This window comes from Streptomyces sp. HUAS MS02, assembly GCF_055702265.1.
Genome location: NZ_CM146747.1, coordinates 5818730 through 5843229 on the forward strand (window position 1 = coordinate 5818730; position 24500 = coordinate 5843229).

At 71.1% G+C, this 24500-nt stretch carries 18 protein-coding genes and 1 tRNA gene; 7 read left to right on the forward strand and 12 right to left on the reverse strand.

Annotation, left to right across the window (positions count from 1 at the left end; translation table 11 throughout):
- The first annotated feature begins 73 nt into the window (after positions 1–73).
- Positions 74–940 carry a PaaX family transcriptional regulator gene (locus tag ACZ9QC_RS25160; protein ID WP_472915193.1) on the forward strand — a complete coding sequence of 289 codons (867 nt, stop codon included), beginning with the start codon at positions 74–76 and terminating at the stop codon, positions 938–940.
- A 454-nt stretch (positions 941–1394) separates the two neighbouring features.
- Complete coding sequence (locus ACZ9QC_RS25165; RefSeq protein ID WP_472915194.1) at positions 1395–3482, forward strand: glycosyltransferase family 4 protein; 2088 nt, start codon at positions 1395–1397, stop codon at positions 3480–3482.
- A 220-nt stretch (positions 3483–3702) separates the two neighbouring features.
- Here ACZ9QC_RS25165 and ACZ9QC_RS25170 read toward each other — a convergent pair whose 3' ends face one another.
- On the reverse strand, positions 3703–4380 hold the full coding sequence (locus ACZ9QC_RS25170) for a TetR/AcrR family transcriptional regulator (RefSeq protein ID WP_472915195.1): 678 nt from the start codon (positions 4378–4380) through the stop codon (positions 3703–3705).
- A complete protein-coding gene (locus ACZ9QC_RS25175; protein ID WP_472915196.1) occupies positions 4377–5408 on the reverse strand; it encodes an acyl-CoA desaturase in 1032 nt (343 codons plus the stop codon). Before ACZ9QC_RS25175 ends, ACZ9QC_RS25170 begins: the two co-directional genes overlap by 4 nt.
- Positions 5409–5790: 382 nt before the next feature.
- Here ACZ9QC_RS25175 and ppc point away from each other — a divergent pair, with 382 nt between their 5' ends.
- Positions 5791–8523, forward strand: coding sequence for a phosphoenolpyruvate carboxylase (gene ppc / locus ACZ9QC_RS25180; protein WP_472915197.1), 2733 nt, complete (start codon positions 5791–5793; stop codon positions 8521–8523).
- 176 nt (positions 8524–8699) lie between these two features.
- Here ppc and ACZ9QC_RS25185 read toward each other — a convergent pair whose 3' ends face one another.
- From ACZ9QC_RS25185 to ACZ9QC_RS25215, 7 genes are all read right to left on the reverse strand, one after another.
- Positions 8700–9233: a hypothetical protein gene (locus tag ACZ9QC_RS25185; protein ID WP_472915198.1), complete on the reverse strand. Its 534-nt coding sequence runs from the start codon at positions 9231–9233 to the stop codon at positions 8700–8702.
- A 78-nt stretch (positions 9234–9311) separates the two neighbouring features.
- A complete protein-coding gene (gene pth, locus ACZ9QC_RS25190) occupies positions 9312–9914 on the reverse strand; it encodes an aminoacyl-tRNA hydrolase (protein WP_467329241.1) in 603 nt (200 codons plus the stop codon).
- Between the two features lie 74 nt (positions 9915–9988).
- Positions 9989–10582, reverse strand: a complete 594-nt coding sequence (locus ACZ9QC_RS25195; protein WP_472915199.1) for a 50S ribosomal protein L25/general stress protein Ctc — start codon at positions 10580–10582, stop codon at positions 9989–9991.
- A gap of 200 nt (positions 10583–10782) precedes the next feature.
- Complete coding sequence (locus ACZ9QC_RS25200) at positions 10783–11757, reverse strand: ribose-phosphate diphosphokinase (protein ID WP_472915200.1); 975 nt, start codon at positions 11755–11757, stop codon at positions 10783–10785.
- A 109-nt stretch (positions 11758–11866) separates the two neighbouring features.
- Positions 11867–13315: a bifunctional UDP-N-acetylglucosamine diphosphorylase/glucosamine-1-phosphate N-acetyltransferase GlmU gene (glmU, locus tag ACZ9QC_RS25205; RefSeq protein ID WP_472915201.1), complete on the reverse strand. Its 1449-nt coding sequence runs from the start codon at positions 13313–13315 to the stop codon at positions 11867–11869.
- A gap of 136 nt (positions 13316–13451) precedes the next feature.
- Positions 13452–13524, reverse strand: a tRNA-Gln gene (locus ACZ9QC_RS25210).
- A gap of 14 nt (positions 13525–13538) precedes the next feature.
- On the reverse strand, positions 13539–14399 hold the full coding sequence (locus ACZ9QC_RS25215) for a GNAT family protein (RefSeq protein WP_472915202.1): 861 nt from the start codon (positions 14397–14399) through the stop codon (positions 13539–13541).
- Between the two features lie 168 nt (positions 14400–14567).
- Between ACZ9QC_RS25215 and ACZ9QC_RS25220 the strand changes: the two genes are divergently transcribed.
- Positions 14568–15935 carry a sensor histidine kinase gene (locus ACZ9QC_RS25220; protein WP_472915203.1) on the forward strand — a complete coding sequence of 456 codons (1368 nt, stop codon included), beginning with the start codon at positions 14568–14570 and terminating at the stop codon, positions 15933–15935.
- Between the two features lie 183 nt (positions 15936–16118).
- On the opposite strand, the gene ACZ9QC_RS25225 is transcribed toward ACZ9QC_RS25220, so the two are convergent.
- Positions 16119–16613, reverse strand: coding sequence for an SUKH-3 domain-containing protein (locus ACZ9QC_RS25225; protein ID WP_184893163.1), 495 nt, complete (start codon positions 16611–16613; stop codon positions 16119–16121).
- A gap of 188 nt (positions 16614–16801) precedes the next feature.
- Positions 16802–17302 carry a YwqJ-related putative deaminase gene (locus ACZ9QC_RS25230; RefSeq protein ID WP_472915204.1) on the reverse strand — a complete coding sequence of 167 codons (501 nt, stop codon included), beginning with the start codon at positions 17300–17302 and terminating at the stop codon, positions 16802–16804.
- A 324-nt stretch (positions 17303–17626) separates the two neighbouring features.
- Between ACZ9QC_RS25230 and ACZ9QC_RS25235 the strand changes: the two genes are divergently transcribed.
- The 3 genes from ACZ9QC_RS25235 (at position 17627) to ACZ9QC_RS25245 (ending at position 22706) form a co-directional block, all read left to right on the forward strand.
- Positions 17627–18613 (forward strand): SMI1/KNR4 family protein, encoded by a 987-nt coding sequence (locus ACZ9QC_RS25235; RefSeq protein WP_472915205.1) that lies wholly within the window; start codon positions 17627–17629, stop codon positions 18611–18613.
- Positions 18614–18620: 7 nt separating this feature from the next.
- Positions 18621–21524 carry an SUKH-4 family immunity protein gene (locus tag ACZ9QC_RS25240; RefSeq protein WP_472915206.1) on the forward strand — a complete coding sequence of 968 codons (2904 nt, stop codon included), beginning with the start codon at positions 18621–18623 and terminating at the stop codon, positions 21522–21524.
- Between the two features lie 306 nt (positions 21525–21830).
- Positions 21831–22706: a cellulose-binding protein gene (locus ACZ9QC_RS25245; protein WP_472915207.1), complete on the forward strand. Its 876-nt coding sequence runs from the start codon at positions 21831–21833 to the stop codon at positions 22704–22706.
- 162 nt (positions 22707–22868) lie between these two features.
- Here ACZ9QC_RS25245 and ACZ9QC_RS25250 read toward each other — a convergent pair whose 3' ends face one another.
- Entirely contained in the window at positions 22869–24452 is a 1584-nt protein-coding gene (locus ACZ9QC_RS25250) for a sodium/solute symporter (protein WP_472921799.1), read from the reverse strand.
- Positions 24453–24500 lie beyond the last annotated feature (48 nt).

Consider the following 24500-nt stretch of genomic DNA (forward strand, 5'->3'; position numbering starts at 1 on the left):
CCTGCCCCGCCCCCCTGACGGAACCCTTCCTCGCCCCCTGACCCGGCCCCGACCACCCCCGTACCCTTGCGCTGTGGAGGACGAGATCCCGGGTGTCGAGGCCGTCGACGTGCCGCAGTTGCGGCCGCAGTCGCTGGTGCTCTCCTTCTTCGGCAATCACGTGCTGGACCGGGGGGAGAGCGGCCTCGGCGTGTACTCGGGGAGCATCATCGACGTGCTCGGCCGGGTCGGCACGGGCGAACAGGCCGTGCGGTCCACGCTCACGCGGATGGTCAACCGGGGGCTGCTGAGGCGCCAGCGCGAGGGCCGGCGGATGTTCTTCGGCCTCACCCCGCACGCCGAGGACATCCTGCGCGACGGCGGCCGGCGCATCTGGCGCGACGGCGCGGTGAACGAGGACTGGGACGGCACCTGGACCCTCCTCGGCTTCTCCCTCCCCGAGTCCTGGCAACGCCAGCGGCACGACCTGCGCTCCCGGCTCACCTGGTCCGGCTTCGGCGCCCTCTACAGCGGGCTGTGGATCGCCCCGGGCCGGGCGGACGTCCGGGAGATCGTCTCGGAACTCGGACTGGACGCGCATGTGAAGGTGTTCCACGCGCGGGCCGACGAGTTCACCGACGTCGGCCTGATGATCCGCGAGAGCTGGGACCTGGGGACCCTCGCCGCACGGTACGCGGCCTTCGACAAGCGGTGGAGCACCGCCGACGTCGCCGAGGCCGACCCGATCGCCACCCGGCTGCGCCTCGTCGCCGAGTGGCTGCGCGTCATCCGTATCGACCCGCGGCTGCCCGTGCGGCACCTTCCGACCGAGTGGCCCGCGCGGCAGGCCCAGGACACGTTCCGGCGCATCGCGGAACAGACGGCGGGCCCGGCCGGGCGGATGGCGGCGGACGTTCTGGAAACGACCCCGCTGCGCCCCGCGCCGCTCGAAATGCCGTAGCCGAAAAACGGATTTCCTTATTCCGTGCGGACCGCCCGCTTCCCGGTGCCTCTGGTGCGGGAGTGGCTGATATTGTTCTTTGGCTTTCCTTTGTGATGGATATATTCTCAGTTCACTTTTGTTGTCTCCCGCCGGATGTTCGGGGAAGCGGGAGTTCGTGCTGTGACCAGGGGGGATCTGGGCCAGTGGTGATCTGCTGAGCCGCTCGGCGCGTTTGACGGGGATTGTGACGCGCGCCACATAGGCTTTTTGTCGTCCGGTCGGGATTTCGTTTCCGCGACTCTTCTCGCGGATTACCCGATCGGCCGATTTCCGCTGCGCCGAATCATGCATTTCTTGATTGTCGACCACGTATCACGTATATAGCCGTGCCCGTGCGCATCCCTTGCCCGACCAGCAGGGGGTGCGGGCGCGATGCTGCCCGCCCTCGGGCGGTTTCCAGGGGGAAAAACATATGAAGATCGCGTTCCTGATCAACAATGCCTTCGGTATCGGAGGCACCATCCGCTCGACCGCCAACCTCTCCGCCGCATTCGCCGACCGGCACGAGGTGGAGGTCGTCAGCGTCCACCGCTCCCGCGACGAACCCGCCCTCCCGTTCGACCCGCGCGTCCGTCTGACCTCGCTGATCGACCTGCGGGAAGGCAGCCCCGGATTCGAGGGCGACCACCCGCTCACCCAGCGGCCCGGCACGATGTTCCCGTACACGGGGGCCACCGGGAACCTGCCCTACACCGGCCTGCAGGACGAACGCATCGGCGGCTTCCTCGCCGACACCCAGGCCGACGTCGTCATCGCCACCCGCCCCGACCTCAACGGCTACCTCGCCCGCGACGGCCGGCGCCGCTGTCTGCGGATCGGGCAGGAGCACCTCAGCCTCGACCAGTACCGGGAACCGCTGCGCGGCGACCAGAACCGGGCCATCGGCGGACTCGACGCCTACGTCACCGTCTCCGAGGCCGACGCCGCCCAGTACCGCGCCGCCCTGCCCGACGTCCGCACCACCATCGTCTGCGTCCCCAACGGCGTCCGGGCCCCCGCAGTGGAGCGGTCCACCCTGGACTCCCGGGTCATCGTCGCCGCCGGCCGGCTCATCCCCATCAAGCGCTACGACCGCCTGGTGAACGCCTTCGCCAAGGTCGCCGCCGACCACCCCGGCTGGACCCTGCGGATCTACGGCCGCGGGCCGCAGAAGGAGAACCTGCGCGAGCTGATCGACCGGCTCGGGCTGCACGACCGGGCCTTCCTCATGGGAGCGGTCTCCCCGATCGAGACCGAGTGGGCCAAGGGCGCCGTCGCCGCCGTCTCCTCCGACATGGAGTCCTTCGGCATGACCATCGTCGAGGCCATGCACTGCGGCGTCCCGGTCGTCGCCACGGACTGCCCGCACGGCCCCGGCGAGATCATCACCCACGGACAGGACGGCCTCCTCGTCCCGCTCGACGGGGACGTCGACGCCTACGCCGACGCGCTGAACCGCGTCGTCTCCGACGAGGCCCTGCGCGAACGGCTCGGCAAACAGGCCCTCATCAAGGCCGAGACCTACGCCCCCGACGCCATCGCCCAGCGCTACGAGGACCTCTTCGAGGAACTGACCAGGTCCCGGCGGCGCGGATGGGACGGCGCCGCCCGGCTGAAACGGCTCGCCGCCCGCGCCGTCCGGCCCCGCCCCGCGAAGGCCGCCCCCGCCGCCGAGGCCGACGGGAGCGCTCCCACGCCCACCGTGCACGCCCGCGCCCTCGCCGACGGCGGCCTCACCGTCCTCCTCGACCCGGCCGAGCTGCCTTCCGGGCCCCTCGACCTCGTCGCCCGGCTGCGCCGCGACCCCGGCAAGCGGCAGGTCAGGGTGGAGGTGCTGCCGAGCGCCGACGCGCCGGACACCGTGGTGCGGGCGACCCTGCGCCCCGCCGAGCACACCCTCGCCGAGGGCCGCTGGGACTGCTACGTCGCGCCGCGCGGCTCGAACAAGCGGGTGCGGCTGGGCGCACGGCTGGTGGAACAGGCCGCGCTGGTCGGTCGGCCGCCGTGGGTGGACCCGCGGGGGGTCGGGGCGTGGATCCCGTATCCGACCGTCGACGGGTTCCTCGCGCTGCGGACGTGGCTGCGGCCGGCCCACGCGGAGATCGACGCGGTGGAGGTGGGGGAGGGGACGGTGACCGTGACCGGGACGGTTCTGGGGGCCGCCGAGTCCGTGGCCGGTGCGGTCGCGGAGGGGGCCGTGGTGCGGGTGGTGTCACGGGCCGACAGTGCGTACGACTTCGATGTGCCTGTGTGGGCCGTGGGGGAGCGGGGGTTCCGGTTCACCGTTCCCTACGGCGAGCTCCTGCGGCGGCGGAGTGTCGAGCACGATCTGTGGGACCTGCGGCTGGGGGACGTACCGGTGGGGCGGATCGGGGGTGATGTGGTGGAACGACGGAAGACCGATCGGGTGCCCGGGCAGATGTTCGAGCATGGTGAGCGGGGGTGGACGCGGGTGCGGCCGTATTTCACCGTGAACAACGAGCTGGCGCTCAGCGCGAAGGATGTGGACGGGGGCGCCTGATAGCTCGGGGGTGCGGGAGCGATGGCGGGTGCGTGGGGGCTGGTCGCGCAGTTCCCCGCGCCCCTGAAAAGCCGGGGCTGCGCCCCGTGCTTTTCAGGCCCGCGGCCCCGTCGCTTTTCAGGCCCGCAGGGCCTGGTCTTCTAGGGGCGCGGGGAACTGCGCGAGAAGCCCCACCGGACCCGCACCCGACCACGCACCGCCCCCACCACGCACCCCCGGCTCAAGACTTCCGGTGGCCGATCAGCCGCGGCTTCTGGTTCAGGCCGTCCAGCCCGTGCCACGCCAGGTTCACCAGATGCGCCGCCACCTCCGCCTTCTTCGGCCGGCGGACATCCAGCCACCACTGGCCGGTCAGGGCGACCATCCCGACCAGTGCCTGCGCGTACAGCGGTGCGAGCTTCGGATCGAAGCCGCGGCTCTTGAACTCGCGGCCGAGAATGTCCTCCACCTGCGTGGCGATGTCGGAGATCAGCGACGCGAAGGAACCCGTCGACTGCGGGATGGGCGAGTCACGGACCAGGATGCGGAAGCCGTCCGTGTGCTCCTCGATGAAGTCCAGGAGCGCGAACGCGGCCTGTTCGAGGAGTTCACGCGGGTGCCCTGCCGTCAGCGAACTGGTCACCATGTCCATCAGCCGGCTCATCTCGCGGTCCACCACCACCGCGTACAGCCCTTCCTTGCCACCGAAGTGCTCGTAGACCACCGGCTTGGACACCCCGGCCTTCGCCGCGATCTCCTCCACCGACGTGGCCTCGAAGCCCTTGGCGGCGAACAGAACGCGCCCGACCTCCAGCAGCTGTGCCCGGCGTTCGGCGCCCGTCATCCGGGTGCGGCGCGTACGCCGCGGCTTGTCGTTGCTCGGGGTGCTGCTGGAGTCGGTCGCCACGGCGTCAATCATGCCGCCTCGGCGGGCGCCTTCCGGTGTTCGGTGCCGTCCTCACCCGTCTTGCGCCTGGAATCGATACGCGAGCGTGACGGCCAGCGGACGTCGTACGCCCAGCCGCACACCTCGAACCACCGGATCAGCCGAGCGGAGGAGTCCAGCTGGCCGCGCTCCACCCCGTGCCGGGCGGAGGTGGGGTCGGCGTGGTGGAGGTTGTGCCAGGACTCGCCGCAGGAGAGGACCGCCAGCCACCAGACGTTGCCCGAGCGGTCGCGGGACTTGAAGGGGCGCTTGCCGACCGCGTGGCAGATCGAGTTGATCGACCAGGTCACGTGGTGCAGCAGGGCCACCCGGACGAGGGAGCCCCAGAAGAACGCGGTGAACGCGCCCCACCAGGACATCGTCACCAGACCGCCGATCAGCGGCGGAAGGGCGAGGGAGAGCATCGTCCAGTAGATGAACTGGCGGGAGATCGCGCGGAGCGCCGGGTCCTTGACCAGGTCCGGGGCGTACTTCTCCTGCGGCGTCTGCTCCTCGTCGAACATCCAGCCGATGTGGGCCCACCACAGGCCCTTCAGCAGGGCGGGGAGCGTCTCGCCGTAGCGCCACGGCGAGTGGGGGTCGCCCTCGGCGTCGGAGAACTTGTGGTGTTTGCGGTGGTCGGCCACCCAGCGCACCAGCGGGCCCTCAACCGCCATCGAACCGGCGATCGCCAGCGCGATCTTCAGCGGGCGCTTCGCCTTGAACGAGCCGTGGGTGAAGTGCCGGTGGAAGCCGATCGTGATGCCGTGGCAGCCCAGGTAGTAGAAGAACACCAGCAGGCCGAGATCCAGCCAGCTCACACCCCAGCCCCAGGCCAGCGGCACGGCCCCGAGGAGCGCGAGGAACGGGACGGTGATGAAGAGGAGCAGCGTGATCTGCTCGATCGAACGCTTCTGCTCGCCGCCCAGCGTGGCCGACGGTGCGGGGGAGTCGGTCGGTGCGGAGCCTGGAGAACCTGTCGCATTCGGCGCGTCTTCGATCACATCGGACCTTGAGCTCATGGGGCGTCCCCTGGGGGGTCGAGGGTGGAGAGCGGGGGAAAGTGCCTGCGGAACAGCATGCGGGGGATACCTGTCGGCTTTCCCTACGGTTCCGTAACCTACGGCATCGTAAGTATGGCAGCGCGGTGCCGGGCGGCAAGGGTCCGCCCGTCTGCGCGTCCAGGTGTAACCAGCGGGCCCGACGGACAGGTGGCACTGAGTGCCGCAAAAGTGGCACCTGTCGCCGAGGGCGCCCAGGTGGACGCCTATCCTGGACTCGTTCGGACAGCGCGGTCCGCTCTGAATCCTGTCCCGCGGCCAGGCCCCACGACGAAGGCCGGGCCGCCGGGCCCCCACCCGGGTTCCCCTCAGCCGAGCTTCAACACTGCAAGGAGCCGCACCTGTGAGCAGTGCCGACGACCAGAACACCACGGTCAGCAGCGAGCTGCGCGCCGACATCCGGCGCCTGGGTGACCTACTGGGCGAGACCCTCGTACGCCAGGAGGGCCCCGAACTCCTGGACCTGGTCGAGCGTGTCCGCCGCCTGACCCGCGAGGACGGTGAAGCCGCCGCCGAACTGCTGCGCGGCACCGAGCTGGAGACCGCGGCCAAGCTGGTCCGCGCCTTCTCCACCTACTTCCACCTCGCCAACGTCACCGAACAGGTGCACCGGGGCCGCCAGCTGAGGGCACAGCGTGCCGCCGAAGGCGGTCTCCTCGCCCGTACGGCCGATCGCCTGAAGGACGCAGACCCCGAACACCTGCGCGAGACGGTCCGGAACCTCAACGTCCGCCCCGTCTTCACCGCCCACCCCACCGAGGCCGCCCGCCGCTCGGTCCTCAACAAGCTCCGCCGCATCGCCGCGCTGCTGGAGACCCCCGTCATCGAGTCCGACCGCCGGCGCTACGACATCCGGCTGGCCGAGAACATCGACCTGGTGTGGCAGACGGACGAACTCCGCGTCGTCCGCCCCGAACCCGCCGACGAGGCCCGCAACGCCATCTACTACCTGGACGAGCTGCACGCCAACGCCGTCGGCGACGTCCTGGAAGACCTCACCGCCGAACTGGAACGCGTCGGCGTCACCCTCCCCGACACCACCCGCCCCCTCACCTTCGGCACCTGGATCGGCGGCGACCGCGACGGCAACCCCAACGTCACCCCCCAGGTGACCTGGGACGTCCTCATCCTCCAGCACGAACACGGCATCAACGACGCCCTCGACCTCATCGACGAACTGCGCGGCTTCCTCTCCAACTCCATCCGCTACACGGGTGCCACGGAGGAACTGCTCACCTCGCTCCAGGCCGACCTGGAGGCCCTGCCCGAGATCAGCCCCCGCTACAAGCGCCTCAACGCCGAAGAGCCCTACCGGCTCAAGGCCACCTGCATCCGGCAGAAGCTCGAGAACACCAAGGAACGCCTCGCCAAGGGCATCCCGCACGAGGACGGCCGCGACTACCTCGGCACCGCCGAACTCCTGCACGACCTCACCCTCATCCAGACCTCCCTGCGCGAACACCGCGGCGGCCTCTTCGCCGACGGCCGGATGAACCGCACCATCCGCACCCTCTCCGCCTTCGGCCTCCAGCTCGCCACCATGGACGTCCGCGAACACGCCGACGCCCACCACCACGCCCTCGGCCAGCTCTTCGACCGCCTCGGCGAGGAATCCTGGCGCTACGAGGACATGCCCCGCGAGTACCGCCACAAGCTCCTCGCCCGCGAGCTGCGGTCCAGGAGGCCGCTGGCCCCCACACCCGCGCCGCTGGACGCCGCCGGCGCCAAGACCCTCGGCGTGTTCGAGACCGTGAAGAAGGCGCTCACCGTCTTCGGCCCCGAGGTCATCGAGTCGTACATCATCTCCATGTGCCAGGGCGCCGACGACGTCTTCGCCGCCACCGTCCTCGCCCGCGAGGCCGGGCTCATCGACCTCCACGCCGGCTGGGCCAAGATCGGCATCGTCCCGCTGCTGGAGACGACGGACGAGCTGAAGGCCGCCGACACGATCCTCGAAGAGATGCTCGCCGACCCCTCCTACCGGCGGCTCGTCTCCCTGCGCGGAGACGTGCAGGAAGTCATGCTCGGCTACTCCGACTCGTCGAAGTTCGGCGGCATCACCACATCACAGTGGGAGATCCACCGGGCGCAGCGCCGCCTGCGCGACGTCGCACACCGGTACGGCGTACGACTGCGGCTCTTCCACGGCCGCGGCGGCACGGTCGGCCGCGGCGGCGGCCCCTCCCACGACGCGATCCTCGCGCAGCCCTGGGGCACCCTGGAGGGCGAGATCAAGGTGACCGAGCAGGGCGAGGTCATCTCCGACAAGTACCTCGTCCCGTCCCTGGCCAGGGAGAACCTGGAGCTGACGGTCGCCGCCACACTCCAGGCCTCCGCCCTGCACACCGCCCCCCGCCAGTCGGTCGAGTCCCTCGCCCGCTGGGACGCGGCGATGGACCTCGTGTCGGACGCCGCGCACGCCGCGTACCGCAAGCTCGTCGAGGACCCGGACCTGCCGACGTACTTCCTCGCGTCGACGCCGGTGGACCAGCTCGCCGACCTGCACCTCGGCTCACGGCCCTCCCGCCGCCCCGGCTCGGGCGTCTCCCTCGACGGACTGCGGGCCATCCCGTGGGTCTTCGGCTGGACCCAGTCACGGCAGATCGTGCCCGGCTGGTTCGGCGTCGGCTCCGGCCTGAAGGCGCTGCGCGAAGCGGGCCTGGACACCGTGCTCGACGAGATGCACGAGCAGTGGCACTTCTTCCGCAACTTCCTCTCCAACGTCGAGATGACGCTGGCCAAGACGGACCTGCGGATCGCCCAGCACTACGTCGACACCCTCGTCCCCGACGAGCTCAAGCACGTCTTCGACACGATCCGGGCCGAACACGAGCTGACCGTGCGCGAGGTGCTGCGCATCACCGGCGAGGACAAGCTGCTGGACGCCAACCCCGTGCTGCAGCAGACCTTCTCCATCCGGGACGCCTATCTCGACCCGATCTCGTATCTCCAGGTCGCCCTGCTCAAGCGTCAGCGGGACGCTGCCGCTGCGGGGGAGCCGGCCGATCCGCTGCTGGCGCGGGCGTTGCTGCTCACGGTCAACGGGGTGGCGGCGGGGCTGCGCAACACGGGGTGACTTCGGGGGGTTCGTTCGCGGCTGACCGGTTCGGTGGGGCTTCCCGCGCAGTTCCCCGCGCCCCTGAAAAGCAGGGGCTGCGCCCCTTGCTTTTCAGGCCCGCAGGGCCTGGTCTTTTAGGGGCGCGGGGAACTGCGCGACCAGCCCCCACCGGGCCATCAGCCGAAAACGTACCCTCAGAGCGCAACCCACGCCGCCGTGATCAGCGCGACCCCCAACCCGCCCAGCACCCACGCCGAGCGCACCATCCGCAACCCGCCGGCCACGACCACCGCCGCCAACAGCAGCGCACCACCCAGCGGCACCCACGCATGCAGCAGGCCCGCCGGGCCCGTCCGGACCACATCGCTGCTGCCCGGCTTCACGACCACGGTGTACGTCTGTCCCGTCTCCACCGCCACGGACCGCTCGATGTCGACCCGCTCACGGGCCCGCGACCCCGTGGAGACCGGCTCGTACGGCCCCCAGCAGGTCTCGTCCCGGCACTCGGACACGGTCAGCGTGCCCTGCTCGCGCCCCTTGCTCAGCATCACGTGCTGGGCGTAGCCCCAGGACCCCCACACCCCGGCGATCAGAATCACCACCGCGGTCACACTCATGGCCACCAGCCGCCCGTACCGCAGCGCGGCGGACGCGCCACCGGCGCTCGGACGCGCACGGCGCCGCGCACGGTGAGCGGGGGCTTTCCTGTCGGGCATGGCCGGGATCATTGGCCATGGCACAGCGGTCGGTCAACCCTCGCAGGCCAGCGCGCGATGACCGACGAAACAGGATATGTGCGGACCAGGTCAGGAGTTGTACGTCCCCTGCGCCCGCTCCAACCCCTCGATCACCAGACACTCCACCGCGTCCGCCGCCCGGTCCACGAAATAGTCCAACTCCTTGCGCTCCGTGGCGGAGAAGTCCTTCAGCACGAAGTCCGCGACCTGCATCCGACCCGGCGGACGACCGATCCCGAACCGCACCCGGTGGTAGTCCGACCCCATCGCCTTCGTCATCGACTTCAGCCCGTTGTGACCGTTGTCACCACCGCCGAACTTCAGCCGCAGCGTGCCGTAGTCGATGTCCAACTCGTCATGGATCGCGACGATGTTCGCCACCGGCACCTTGTAGAAGTCCCGCAACGCGGTCACCGGCCCACCCGACAGGTTCATGTACGACATCGGCTTCGCCAGGATCACCCGACGGTTCCCCGGCCCCGGCGGCCCGATCCGCCCCTCCACGACCTGCGCCTGCGCCTTCCCGGCCCGCTTGAACCTCCCCCCGATCCGCTCGGCCAGCAGATCGGCCACCATGAACCCCACGTTGTGCCGGTTCGCCGCGTACTCGGGCCCGGGATTGCCCAGCCCGGCGATCAGCCAGGGGGCACTCGGATCGGTCGTCACGTCCATCTCTCCTTGATACGCGCCAGCCGCCGCCCCCCGAAGGGAAGCAGCGGCTGACGAACCGATGACGGAGCCGGGGCTCAGGCCTGCGCGGCCTCGTCACCCTCGGCGGACTCCTCCGACGGCTCCTCCGCCTGCGCGGCCAGAACCTGCAGAACGACCGTGTCCCCGTCGACACCCAGCTTGGTGCCCGACGGCAGCGGGATGTCCTTGGCCAGCACGGAGTCACCAGCCGACAGACCCTCGACGGACACCGTCACCGACTCGGGGATGTGGGTGGCCTCGGCCTCGACCGGCAGCGCGTTCAGCACGTGCTCCAGCAGGTTGCCACCCGGGGCCAGCTCACCCTCGGTGTGCACGAAGATCTCGACGTTGACCTTCTCGCCACGCTGGACCAGCTGCAGGTCCACGTGCTCCAGGAAGCCCTTGATCGGGTCACGCTGCACGGACTTCGGGATCGCCAGCTCGCTGGTCTTGCCGTCGATGTCCAGGGAGATCAGGACGTTCGGCGTACGCAGCGCGAGCAGCAGGTCGTGACCCGGCAGGGTCAGGTGCAGCGGGTCGGAACCGTGACCGTAGAGAACACCGGGAACCTTGGCGTCACGGCGGATACGGCGGGCGGCGCCCTTGCCGAACTCGGTACGCGTCGACGCGGTGAGCTTCACCTCGGACATGATCACTCCTCGTAGAAAATAGGAACGGACGTGGTCACCCGGCCACGAACGGCCTGCTACGAAGAGCGCGTCGATAACGGACAGCCGCACCACCGTCCTGAGACGGAAACGCGTACGGCCTCCCTCGCCGAGCAACTTTCGCAGTCTACTCGGAGAGGAAGGCCGTACCCAAAACGATCTCCGGCGAGAGCCGGCGAACCCTACTGCTCGTCGAACAGGCTCGTCACCGAACCGTCCTCGAACACCTCACGCACCGCGCTCGCGATCGTCGGCGCGATCGACAGCACCGTGATCTTGTCCAGCTCCAACTCGCTCGGCGTCGGCAGCGAGTTGGTGAACACGAACTCACTCACCTTCGAGTTCTTCAACCGATCGGCCGCCGGACCCGACAGCACACCGTGCGTCGCCGTCACGATGACGTCCTCCGCACCGTGCGCGAACAACGCGTCCGCCGCCGCGCAGATGGTGCCACCGGTGTCGATCATGTCGTCCACCAGGACACACACGCGACCCTTGACCTCACCCACGACCTCATGGACGGTCACCTGGTTCGCCACGTCCTTGTCACGCCGCTTGTGCACGATGGCCAGCGGCGCACCCAGACGGTCGCACCAACGGTCCGCCACCCGCACCCGACCCGCGTCCGGCGAGACCACCGTCAGCTTGTCCCGGTCCACCTTCGCGCCCACATAGTCCGCGAGCAGCGGCAAAGCGAACAGATGATCGACAGGCCCGTCGAAGAAACCCTGGATCTGGTCCGTGTGCAGATCCACGGCCAGAATCCGGTCCGCACCCGCCGTCTTCATCAGATCCGCGATCAGACGCGCCGAGATCGGTTCACGACCACGGTGCTTCTTGTCCTGCCGCGCGTAACCGTAGAACGGCACGATGACGGTGATCGAACGGGCGGAGGCACGCTTCAGCGCGTCGATCATGATCAACTGCTCCATGACCCACTTGTTGATCGGAGCCGTGTGGCTCTGGATCAAGAAGCAGTCCGCACCTCGCGCCGACTCCTCGTAGCGGACATAGATCTCACCGTTCGCGAAGTCGAAGGCCTTGGTCGGGACGACCTCGACACCCAGCTGCTGGGCGATCTCCTCGGCAAGCTCGGGGTGGGCGCGGCCGGAGAAGAACATCATCTTCTTCTCGCCGGTCGTCTTGATCCCGGTCACAGCACTGTCTCCTCAGAGGTTCTCAGCCAGGCGCGCGGAAGCCGCTCGCCAGCTGGGGTGCGGGTGTGCATGTATCACGGTACGACGTCCTTGGCGCACCTGTTTCCAGTCAGCTTTCGCTCTCGCCCTCCCGGGACGCCGCCTCGGCCGCCTTCGCCGACGCGCTCCCCGGCCGCTTACGCGCCACCCAACCCTCGATATTCCGCTGCTGGCCACGGGCCACGGCCAGCGAACCGGGCGGCACATCCTTCGTGATCACGGACCCGGCGGCGGTGTACGCACCGTCCCCGACCGTGACAGGCGCCACAAACATGTTGTCCGAACCCGTCTTGCAGTGCGAGCCCACAGTCGTGTGGTGCTTGTTCTCACCGTCGTAGTTCACGAACACGCTCGCCGCGCCGATGTTCGAGTACTCACCGATGGTCGCATCACCGACGTACGAGAGATGCGGGACCTTCGTCCCCTCACCGATGGTCGCGTTCTTGGTCTCGACATACGTGCCGATCTTCGACTTCAGCCCGAGACGGGTACCGGGACGCAAGTACGCGTACGGCCCCACGCTCGCCTGCGGGCCGACCTCGGCACCGTCCGCCACCGTGTTGTCCACGCGCGCGCCCGCCCCGACCGTGGTGTCCTTCAGCCGGCTGTTCGGGCCCACCTCCGCACCCTCGGCGACGTGCGTGGCCCCCAGGAGCTGGGTACCGGGGTGGACGACCGAGTCCTGCTCGAACGTCACGGTCACATCGACCCAGGTGGTGGCGGGGTCGATCACGGTCACCCCGGCGAGCATGGCCTCCGTGAGCAGCCGGTCGTTCAGGATGCGGCGCGCCTCGGAGAGCTGCACGCGGTTGTTGATCCCGGCGATCTCCCGGTGGTCGCCGGCGACGGAGGCGCCGACCCGGTGCCCGGCCTCACGCAGGATGCCGAGGACGTCGGTCAGGTACTCCTCGCCCTGGCTGTTGTCCGTCCTGACCTTCCCGAGTGCGTCCGCGAGCAGCTGGCCGTCGAACGCGAACACCCCGGAGTTGATCTCACGGATCGCGCGCTGCGACTCGGTGGCGTCCTTGTGCTCCACGATGGCCGTCACGGCACCGGAGGCGCCGTCCCGCACGATGCGGCCGTAGCCGGTGGCGTCCGGGACCTCGGCGGTCAGCACGGTCACCGCGTTGCCGTCGGCGGAGTGGGTGGCGGCCAGCGCCCGGAGGGTGGCGCCGGTGAGCAGCGGGGTGTCGCCGCAGACGACGACCACGGTGCCGTCGACGACGCCGCCCAGCTCCTCCAGGCCCATCCGTACGGCGTGCCCCGTGCCGTTCTGCTCCGCCTGGACGGCCGTGCGTACGCCGGGGTCGGCCTCGGTGAGGTGGGCGGTGACCTTCTCGCGGGCGTGCCCCACGACGACGACCAGGTTCTCGGGCTCCAGCTCGCGCGCGGCGGCGAGGACGTGGCCCACCAGGGAGCGGCCGCAGATGCTGTGCAGAACCTTGGGTGTGGCCGACTTCATACGGGTGCCCTCACCCGCTGCGAGTACGACGACGGCTGCCGGGCGGGTTGCGCTCACGGGGATGCCCTTCGGCTGTGGATGTGTGGGGTGTGGACATCCGCAGGATACCGGGGCGTTGAGAGGGGGAAATGTGAGCGGGTCCTGACCGTGGTGCTTGGGTCAGGACCCGAACTGAGGACGCGTGTGCGGTGAGCTCCCCCGCAAGGATTCGAACCTTGTCCTGCTAGATCCAAAATCTAGTGTGCTGCCAGTTACACCACGGGGGACAGCGCCTCAGACCTTACCGGAGACGCTCCTGCGCCTGCGCCACGATTCCCTGCCACCAGCCTTCGATGCGGTTGTATAGATGGGCGCTTCTGGCCACCGTGACGACCAGGCAGCCGTGGTAGTCCTCACCGGTGTTCTTGCGGACGGTCTTCGGGTTGTGCCTCTTGAGCGTCGGCCTTGCGAAGACCGACGTGTCGACCTGCACCAGCTCGGCCCAGTACCGGTGCGCGGCCTCGACGTCCGCAGACTCGTGGATGAGCACTCGGTAGCGCAGCCGCTCGCGATCGACGTCCAGGAGGTCCAGCCATGCGAGGTAGGTCTCGATGACGCCTGGGTCGCTGTTGACGAACGTGACGCGCTCGCGGCGGTCGTAGGACTTGCTCTTCGCGCCCTCGGCCCAGTACAGAGCGACGCCGACCATGAAGAGCTCGCGAGCCGACAGGGTCTGGACATCTTGATGCGCCGCGTGCTTCCTCTCCGAGCGCGCCTCGTTCTCAGCGGCACGGAGGCGGGCCAGCCCCTCGTGCATGAGCGCCTGTCGCTCTTCAGGCGTGTAGCGAGGTTGGGGCTTCGGCAGGTCTCGCACCCAGAGTGAGATCGAACTTCGCGAGCAGCCGAGCTCCAGTTGGATCTGGTCGTACGTCCAGCCCTGGAGCCGCAGCTCTCTTGCCTTCGCCTTGAGGTCGTCCTTGGCGTTGGGGCGCTTGGTCCACTCCGGTGGGGGTTCGCCCTTGACGAGTCGGTTCAGCAGGTCGTTGTTGAAGATCTTCAGCTCGTCGCGGATCTGCCGGAGGCTGTGGCCCTCGCGGCGCAGGGCCACGGCCTGGTCGCGGAGGGACTCGAAGTCGGCGTACTTGCCGTGGGGATGTGCCATGGGCATACCGTCCGGGCGGAATGAGGGGTTCCGGGGTCGAACGGTGGGCGATTCAGCAGTTCGAGGGAAAGTGGGTGGTTTCGCTTCTGTTCGAAGGTGGGGCGTGGTGTGGGGCACTACGGGAAACTCGCCGGAAAAGCGGGGGCGCTCGAACGTAGGCTTGGGTGTATGACCACGACGGGGGAAGACCACACCGCGGCCGGGACGGGGGACGGGGCCGGACCGTGGTGGTGGAACCGGTGGCGCAGCGCGGTCCTCGACGGCGGGCTGGCGCTGGTGTCGGCGGTCGAGTGTTCGATCGAGGGCGTCGAGTTCGCCCGTAACGCCGCCCTGCCGGAGGCCGTCGGCGTGCTGTTCGGCGCGCTGGCCGGGTCCGTGCTGCTGGTCCGGCGGATGTGGCCCGTCGCCGTCGTGCTGGTCTTCATCGCTGTCGCGCCCGCGCAGATGGGTTATCTGATGGGGCTCGTCGGGCTGTACACGCTGGCGGCGTCGGAGGCGCCGAGGCGGATCATCGGGGCGTTGTCGGGGATGGCGTTCGCCGGTGTGTTCATCGTGTGGTTCGTCGAGGCGACCCGGAGCAATCTGCAGGGGGACGGGGCGGTCGGCGGCGGGGACGCGTTCGCCGTGTTCCTCGCGTCCACGATGGCGATCGGGCTGACCGCGCCGCCGGTGCTGCTGGGGCTGTACGTGGGGGCGCGGCGGCGGTTGATGGAGAGTCTGCGGGAGCGGGCGGATTCGCTGGAGCGGGAGTTGCAGCTGCTCGCGGAGCGCGCGGAGGAGCGGGCGGAGTGGGCTCGGGGGGAGGAGCGGACCCGGATCGCGCGGGAGATGCATGACGTCGTCGCGCATCGGGTGTCGTTGATGGTCGTGCACGCGGCCGCCCTACAGGCCGTGGCGCGGAAGGATCCGGAGAAGGCCGTGCGGAACGCGGCGCTGGTGGGGGACATGGGGCGGCAGGCGTTGACCGAGTTGCGGGAGATGCTCGGGGTGTTGCGGTCGGGGGAGGGGTTCTCGTCGATGGGGCGGGTGCGGTCGGGGCCGGCGTCCGCGTCCGGGGTGGCGTCGGCGCCGGTGCCTCTGGCGGCGGTGGGGGCGGCGGCCGCGGCGGCGGCTTCGCGGGCCGAGAGCGAGGCGGCGGAGGGGCCCAGTCTGGCGGAGCTGGAGGTGCTGGTGGGGCAGTCTGCGGCCGCGGGGATGGTCGTGGAGTTGTCGGTGGAGGGGGAGGTGCGGGTGTATGCGGCGGAGGTGGAGCAGACGGCGTACCGGGTGGTGCAGGAGGCGTTGACGAACGTCCACAAGCACGCGGCGGGGGCGAAGACGCGGGTGCGGCTGGCGCATCGGGCGGCGGAGATCGCGATGCAGGTGGAGAACGGGCCGCCGCCGGAGCCGGGGGCGGCGGGTGCGGCGCGGTTGCCCAGTGGGGGGAACGGGTTGCTCGGGATGAAGGAGCGGGTGGCCGAGCTGGGGGGTGTGTTTGTGTCCGGGCCTACGGATGCCGGGGGGTTTCGGGTGTCTGCGGTGATTCCGGCGGCGTAGGGGGTGGGGGAGCTGGGTGCCTGGGGTCTGGGCGCCCGGGGTGCTCAGGGTGCCCGGCGGCTGGGGTGGGGCGGGGGCGGGTTCCGCTGCTCGGCGGTTACGAGGTGCCGCTGCGCCCACCCGTGCCGCCCCAGCGGCACGATTGCCCGCAGCGAGGCGCGAGGTCCGTAGTTGCGTGTGGGCTCAGCTTGCTGTGAGGCGGGTTGGGGTCGTGCCGGTGAGGAGGGTGGTGAGGGCTGTGTCGATGGTGGGGCCCAGGTACCAGTCGCCGGTGTGGTCGAGGGCGTAGGTGCGGCCCTCCGTGTCGATGGCGACGAGGGCGCGGGTGGCGGTCTCGTGGCCGAGGGGGCAGACCTCGGTGTCGAGGGCGCGGCCGAGGTCGCCGAGCGTGCGGGCCATGTGGAGGCCGTGCAGCGGGTCGAGGTGCAGGTCGGCGGGGGCGAGTCGGCGGCCGGGTCCCTGGGCGGTGAGGCGGAGGCCGCCGAACTCGGCCCAGGCCTCGACCGCGGCCGGGAAGACCGCGTGGCGGTGGCCGGCGGGGGAGGTGTGCTCGCGCAGGGTGTCGGCCCAGATCTCGGCCTGCTTTATGTCCCAGCGGCCCGGCTGCCATCCGGCGGCCCGCAGGGCGGCGTCGACGGGGACGGAGAAGCGCGTGGTGGAGGTGCGGTCTGTGTGCATCTGCCCTTTGTTCGTCGGTGGTTCGTCGGTGGCTCGTGGGTGGTTCGGTGGGTGGTTCGGTGGGTGGTTCGTATGCGGGTTCGTGGGTGGTTCGTGGGTGGTTCGTGGTGTGCGTCGGCGGTGGTCGTTCGTGGCCGGGTTTCGTGCCCTGGTCTGTGCTCTGGACGCGATCTCCGGGTGGTGGGTTCCTAGGGCTCCTGGGTCGGGTCCACGATGCGGACGCCGAAGTGGGCGCTGAGGGCCGCGCAGGAGCGGCAGGGCGTGGCGAACGCGCCGTGCAGGGGGTCGCCGTCCTCGCGGATGTGGCGGGTGGTGAGCTTGGCCTGCTTGAGGACCTTGCGGGCCTCGCCGTTGGACATGGGTCTGCGGGCGGCGCGCTTGCTGCGGGCCGCGTCGGCGCCGGTGATGTGGCGGGAGATGAGGATGGCCTCGGCGCAGCGGCCGGTGAAGCGGTCGCGCCGGTCGGTGGCGAGGGAGTCGAGGAACTCCTGGACCAGGGGGTGCAGGGGCGGCGCGTGGTCGCCGCGGGCGGCGGTGCCGGTGAGGGTCTCGCCGCGTACGGAGAGGGCGGCGGCCACGGTGGGCAGGATGCCGTCGCGGCGGTGGAGGAGGGCGGGGGCGTGCGGCTGTTCCGCGGTGCTCCAGCCGATGCGGGGGTCGCCCGAAGGTCCCGCCTGCGTCGCGCTCATGATCGTGATCCCCTCCTATTGCATCCCCCGCCAGGGGACACAGAGTGCCAAACGGTGTGGCCGGTGCGGAAGCTGGGGCAGTGCGACACGCCCGGTCTTCGGCGTTGCGTGAGGGTGGTGTGACGGCTGGTCACGGAACTGGAGGCCCGATGACCGGTGTGGCCGTACCGCTTAGGCTGTCGACAACCGCGATCCGTTCGGTCTTGCGATCGAGGGCGGACAGAACAGGCCGTACCAGGGCCTTTTCTGCTGTCGGAGAGCAGTACGACACAGCAACAACGCAGCCAGAACAGGTCTCACAGAACGCCGCAGGGGGCTACCGCCATGACGACAGGTCGGCTCGGGCAGCAAGCCGCGCCGCCGAACGCGGCCTACGCCGGGCAGGTCGTGCAGTTTCCGGACCCGGTCCGGGCGGCGCGTCACCCGAGGGGTGTCCGTGTTGACGCGCACGGCTATCCGGACTTCTCGCCCTACGCGCGCGCCGCGGCGGAGATCGCCGATCCCCCGGAGGGCTTCGGCGTGGACGAGCTTCGGTTGACGGACTATGTGTCCGCGAACGCGGCGCTGGCGGCTTCGGGGCACGAACTGTGGGACACGATCCCGCCGGTGGCGACGCCGCACGGCTGGACGTGGCACCACGCGCCGGGTGGCCGGCGGCTGGAGCTGGTGCCGGTCGAGGTGAAGGCGCTGCTGCGGCACCACGGTGGTATCGCGACGGCCCGCGTCGACCAGCACAAGCGTGGTACGCGGCCGTTGCAGGAGACTCGGCCGGCGCACTTCGGGCTGCCGAAGTCGTCGGCGGTGGCGGTGACCGAGGCGCAGGTGCAGGGCGTCGAGGAGGATCTGGGGTACCGGTTGCCGGGCGCGTACCGGTCGTTCCTGAAGGCGGCGGGCGGTTGCGCTCCCGTGGGGGCGGCGCTGGACGCGGAGTTGGGGCTGCTGGTCGACCAGCCGTTCTTCACGGTGCGGGACGAGGCCGCGGTCAACGACCTGGTGTACGTCAACAAGTGCCTGCGGGACCATCTCACCAAGGACTATCTGGCCGTGGCGTTCGCGCAGGGCGGGATCCTCGCGGTGAAGGTGAAGGGTGACCGGATCGGGTCGGTCTGGTTCTGCGCGTACGACGACGCCCGTGACGTCGATCCGTCGTGGCCGCCGGCCGCGCGGGTGGAGCGGTTGCTGCTTCCGGCCGGTGACGACTTCGACGCGTTCCTGTCCCGGCTGGCGGGCAATCCGCCGGAACTGGAGACGGTGGCCAACCTGATGGTGGACGGTGGCTTCGCGCGTGCCGTGCCGGTCGCGGGGGAGTGAGTTTTCGATGGTGACGTTCGCTCAGGCGCAGGAGCGCGCCGAGGAGTGGATCAACGGTGATCTGCCGGGCTACCAGCACCGTGAGGTGCGGGTGCGGGAGTTCGAGCTCGGGTTCGTGGTGTGGGCGGAGGACCGGGCGGACGGCCCGCGTTCCGACGGTGGCGCGCAGCGGCTGGTGATCGCCCGGGACAGCGGGGAGGCCACGCTGTGGCCGTCGCTGCCGGTGGGTGAGGTGATCCGCCGGTTCGAGGAGGAGTACGGCCGTACGGAGGCCGCTCCGGCCGCGGCGCCGGAGCCTCCGGCTCGGGTGGACCTGAACCAGACGTCGTTCCTGCTGACTCCGCCGGAGTGGTTGCAGGACGCGGCGGACCGGATGGGGATTCCGGACCACCGCACTGGTGCGGGTGCGGGCTCGGGGGTCGGCTCCGGGTCCGGCTCTGGTGCCGGTGCGTCCGATGGTGGCGGGTCCCGTTCTGCGGCGGCCGCCGCCGCGGGTGCCGTCGATTCCGGTTCAGGTACGGGTGGTTCCGGTGTCCCGGGTGCCAACGGGGTGTCCGGGGGCGGTGGTTCGCTGCCCGAGACGATGGCGGGGCCGGTCGGCCAGTCGCCCTCGGTCGGCCGTGGGGCGCCCGACGTGCCCGCTGACGCCACGCCGTGGCCGGCCGCGGCGTCGGCGGACGACGAGGTGCGGGACGCGGTGCCGCCGAGGGACGCCGAACCGCACGACGCGGTGCCCGCCGGGGCGACCCCGTGGGCCGGTACGGACACCAACGCCGAGGCCGAGGACGACCGTTCGGTGCCGTTGCCGGACACCGTGTTCGCGCCCCAGCTGTCCGAGGTCAGTGACGCGGACGACGCCCCGCCGCCCAGCGCGCTGCCGGAGGCCAGGACGGCGTTGATCTCCGGCGGCAGCCAGCTCCCGCGTACGACGGTGGCGCCGGCCCTCGGTGCCCCTGGTGCCGACTCGGGCGCACCGGGCGGCCCCGCGCAGTCTTCGCAGCAGCCTCCGTCCGGCCCGGGAACCCCGCCGCCGGGCGCGCCGCAGTCGTACGGCTACCCGCAGGGGCCCGGTGCTCCCCAGGGACCCGGTCCGCAGGGTCCGGGGACCCCGCCGCCCGGTACGCCGCCTCCGGGGCCCTCGCTCGCGCCCCACGCCGGTGACATCGCCGACGCCGCCACCAGCAAGGCCGCGCCGCCGCCGCGCCGGGGCGGTGCGGCGGGTGCGCCGCCGCCTCCGGCTCCGCCCGGGGCCCCCGGGACGCCGGGTGCGCGTCCGGGCGCCACGCCTCCGCCGCAGTCCGGTCCCGGTGTTCCGGGTACCCCGGCGGGCGGGTACGTGCCGACCCAACTGGTCTCCTCCCTCGGGCCGGACGGTCCGGGGGGCCCGGGGGCTCCCGGTCAGCCGGGTGCCCCGGGTGCGCCTGGTGCTCCTGGTGCGCCGAATCCGCCGGGGGGTACGCCCGCCGGTGGTGTGCACCATGCGGCGACGATGCTCGCCGGGCCCGCCGTGGGCGGACCGGGCGCGCCGCTGCCGCCGGGACCGCCTGGGGCTCCGGGCCAGCCGGGCGCTCCGCACGCTCCCGGTGCCCCGGGTGCGCCTGGTGCTCCTGGTGCGCCGAATCCGCCGGGGGGTACGCCCGCCGGTGGTGTGCATCACGCGGCGACGATGCTCGCCGGGCCCGCCGTGGGCGGTCCGGGTGCCCCCGGGGCTCCGGGGACGCCGCCGGGTGCCCCCGGTCCCGTGCACCACGCCGAGACGATGCTGGCCGGGCCGCCGCTCGGCGGTCCGGGTGGGCCCGGGGCCCCGCAGCCGCCCGGTCCGCCCGGGATGCCGCCGGGTGCTCCCCACGGGATGCCCGGACAGCCGATGCCCGGTCAGCCGGGGCCGCCGATGGGCGCCCCGCCGGCGTACGGCTATCCGCAGCCGCCCGCCGGGCAGCCGACCGTGGGCCCCGGCTACCAGGCCGTCCTGCGCTTCCGGGCGCCGGACGGGTCCGAGCAGCAGGTGATCCGGCGTTCGGCGCCGGGCACGCCGCACCCGGAGTGGCAGATCTTCCACGAGCTGCGCGGGATGAACATCCCGCCGGAGGCCGTGCTGGAGCTGCACACCGAGCTGGAGTCGTGCGAGCTGCCCGGGGCGTACTGCGCGCGGATGATCCGTGAGCAGTGGCCGAACGCGCGCATCACCTCCATCGCCCCGTACGGCAAGGACCACGCGAGCCGGCAGCAGGGTATGGCCCAACTCCTCGCTCACCAGGGCGAGTTGCATCAGGTCGCGGACGGTCCGGCGCGGCCCGCGCCGGTGCGGGCGCCGTTGCCGCCGGTGCAGCCGGCGCCGCCGGTCCCGCCGGAGGTGATCGGGCAGGAGCTGGCGGCGGCCTTCGGGCCGGGGGTGTTCCGGTTCGACCAGCAGGCGGTGTCGCGGCAGGGCGTCCCGCCGATCGTGGCGCACACCCTGGTCGTCGCCGGGCTGCCGGTGGACATGGGTCCCTTCTTCTGGGCGCAGGCCCAGCCGGGCCGTCCGGTGCCGACGCTGGCGGAGCTGGCGCAGGAGCGGGGGGTGCAGCCGGCGGCCGACGCGGGCTCGTACCTCGTCATGGGCAGCGACTTCGGCAAGGCGCTCTGTGTGCAGTACGGCACGGCGAACATCGTGGCCGTGCCGGTGGAGGCGGGGCCGGGCGGTGCGCCCGTACCGCCGCAGTTCGTGAACACGGGTCTGCCCGAGTTCGCGCGCTGCCTGGCGCTGCTCGGGCGGATGTGGCGGCTGCGGTTCGGTCTCAACCAGGAGCAGGCGGGCCGGTGGACCGTCGACTTCCAGGCGCAGCTCGCGGCCCTCGACCCGGCGGCGCTCGCGTCGCCGGAGAGCTGGTGGTCGGTGCTGCTGGAGGAGATGTGGGACGGGTTGCTGTGACCCGTCGCGGCTGAGTTCCACGTCGGCCGCCCGCCATCGGAGGGACGCGAGGGCCCGGCCCGGACACGAAGGTGATCCGGGCCGGGCCCTCGCGCGTGTCCGAGGCGGTGCCTCGCACGCGTGCTGGACGGTGCCTCGCACGAGTGCGGGACGGTGTGGCGCTGGGCGGTGCGGGGCCCTGTGGGCGTCTGGCTGTCCGCTCCCGTGACCTCGCACGGAGTGTCGCGTTATGAACCCTTTGGTCCGATCCATCAAGATGTGGCGCGAAATCATCATTTCGTGTGCGTCCGGCGGAGAGGGCCCAGCATGAGCAGCGCACCGACGGCACCCCATGACTTCGAGTTCGATGTCGTACGGCGTGGCTACCGTCCCGAGGAGGTCGACGCCCACGCGGCGGCCCTCTCCCGGGACCGTGACGCCGCCTGGGAGCGGGCCGCCCGGCTGACCGTGCTGGCCCGGGAGATGGGCGCGGACCTCGACGTGCTGCGCGAGACGGTCGCCGGGCTGGCCCCGCAGACGTACGAGGCGCTCGGCGGGCGGGCGCGGGAACTGTTCGAGCTCGGTGCCGCGGAGGCCGAGGCCGTCCGTGCGGGCGGGCGCGAGGACGCCCGGCGGATCGTGGCGGACGCGGAGGAGGCGGGGCAGCGGCTGCGGGGGGCTGCGCAGGCGTACGCCGACAAGGTGCGGGACGAGGCCGAGGAACGGGCCCGGCAGGTGCTGTTGGCGGCCCAGGCCGAGGCGGACGAGCTGCGGATCGAGGCCCGGCGTGGGGTGAAGGAGGGGCGGGGCGAGGCGTTGGCCGCGCTGCGGGAGACGCGGGAGCGGGCGGAGGGGATGCTCGCGGAGCTCCAGAAGGAGTACGACGAGCGGGTGGCCGGGATCGAGCGGGAGGTGGCCGAGCGGGAGGCCGCGTTCGACGAGGGGCTGGCCGAACGGGTCGCGCGTGCGGAGGCGGAGCTTGCCGCGGCCGAGCGGGGGTTCGCCGAGGCGGAGGCCGATGCGGCGCGGATGGGGGAGGAGGCGGAGGAGCGGGCCGCGGAGGCGTTGGCGGAGGCTCGGCGGCGGGAGGAGTGGGTGGCTCGGGAGACCGAGAGGGTGTTGCGGGAGCACGGGGAGAGGTGGGACGACGTTCGGGCCCACATGGACTGCATTCGGGAGAGTCTGTCGGCGCTGACGGAGTAGGGCGGCGGGGAGGGCGGCTGCGGCGGGTCGGCTGGTGGGTGCGTTGTCGGGTGCGGGTGGGTGGGGGTTCTCGCGCAGTTCCCCGCGCTCCTGGAGGGGCGCGGGGAACCCGGGGGTTTCAGGGCGGCCGGGGATTCGGCCGCCCCCGAGTCAGTCGCTCTGTCAGTCGCCCCTTCGTGTCGCGCCCGCCAGGATCCAGCCCTCCACCGCCTCGTACTGGCGGCGTTGTTCCTCTGCCTTGGAGCGGCCCGAGAGGGTGGTGCCCAGCCAGCCGAAGGCGAAGCCCAGGGGGATGGAGACGAGGCCCGTGGTGGTGAAGGGGAACCAGTTGAAGTCTGCTTGGGGGAAGGCCGCGTGGGGGGAGCCGGAGACCAGGTTGGTGCCGGTCATGAGGACCAGGACCGAGAGGGAGCCGCCGATGAGGGTGTACATCAGCCCCGTACGGGTGTAGCGGCGCCAGAAGAGTCCGTAGACGAGGGCGGGCGCGATGGCGGAGGCGCCCAGGCAGAACGAGAGCGTGACCAGCGGCTGGAGGTTGCGGTGCTGGACCATCGTGGCGAGGACGATCGCCGTGACGCCGACCGCGCACGCCGAGAGCCTGGCGATGGTCATCTCGCGGCGGGGCGTGAGCGGCCTGCCGGCGCGGGCCGCGAAGACGTCGTGGGCGAGGGAGTTGGCGCAGGCGAGGATCATGCCGGCCACGGAGGCGAGCAGCGTCAGGAAGACGGCCGTCGTGACCGTGGTGAAGAGCAGTGTCTCCGCCGTGGACACCTCCGTGCCGAACGCCGCCATCGACCCCAGCAGGTAGGCGGTGTTGCCCTGGGGGTCGGCCGTCGCGATCACCTCGCGGCCGATGAGCGCCGTCGCGCCGAATCCGATCACCGAGATGATCAGGACGAAGAGGGCCACGGAGGGGACCGCCCAGGACAGTGAGCGGCGGACCTGGCGGGCGCTGTTGGCGGTGTACATGCGCATGGTGATGTGGGGGAGGCAGGCTCCGCCGAGGACGACCGTCAACTGGGCGCTGATCATGTCGAGTTCGGGGTGCGGGCCGCTGGAGAACTGCAGGCCGGAGTGGAGGTAGCCGGTGCCGATGCCGCTCTTCTCGGCCGCCGCGTCGAGCAGCAGGCCGGGGTTCCAGTCGAACTTGTGCAGGATCAGGACGGCGATGAGCGCGCCGGAGCCGAGCAGCATCACGATCTTGAGGATCTGGATGAGGGCGGTGCCCTTCATGCCGCCGATGGCCGCGTAGCCGATCATCAGTGCGCCGACCACCACCACGACACCGGTCTTCAGGCTGTCGCTGGAGAAGCCGAGAATGAACGCCAACAGGTCTCCGGTGCCCGCGAGTTGGACCAGCATCATCGGCATCAGCGCGGCGATCGTGACCACACAGGCGACGACGCGGACGGAGCGGCCGGGCATCCGCCGGGCGAGCGCGTCGCCCATGGTGAACCGGCCGGCGTTGCGCAGGGGTTCGGCCAGCAGGAACATCAGCAGCATCAGGGAGAGCGCCGTGCTCAGGGCGAGGACGACCCCGTCGTAGCCGAAGAGGGCGATCACGCCGCCGGTGCCCAGCACCGTCGCCGCCGAGATGTAGTCGCCGGCGATGGCGAGGCCGTTGCGCATGGGGGAGAGCGAGCCGTAGCCGGTGTAGAACTCGTCGAGGTCGTCCCGGTCGGGACCCGTCATCACGCACAGCAGGAGCGTGATGGTGGCGACCGCCGTGAAGCCGACGAGTGACATGGCCTGCGCCGACCCGCTGAACTCGGCGAGCCCCGCGGCCGTGGTCGA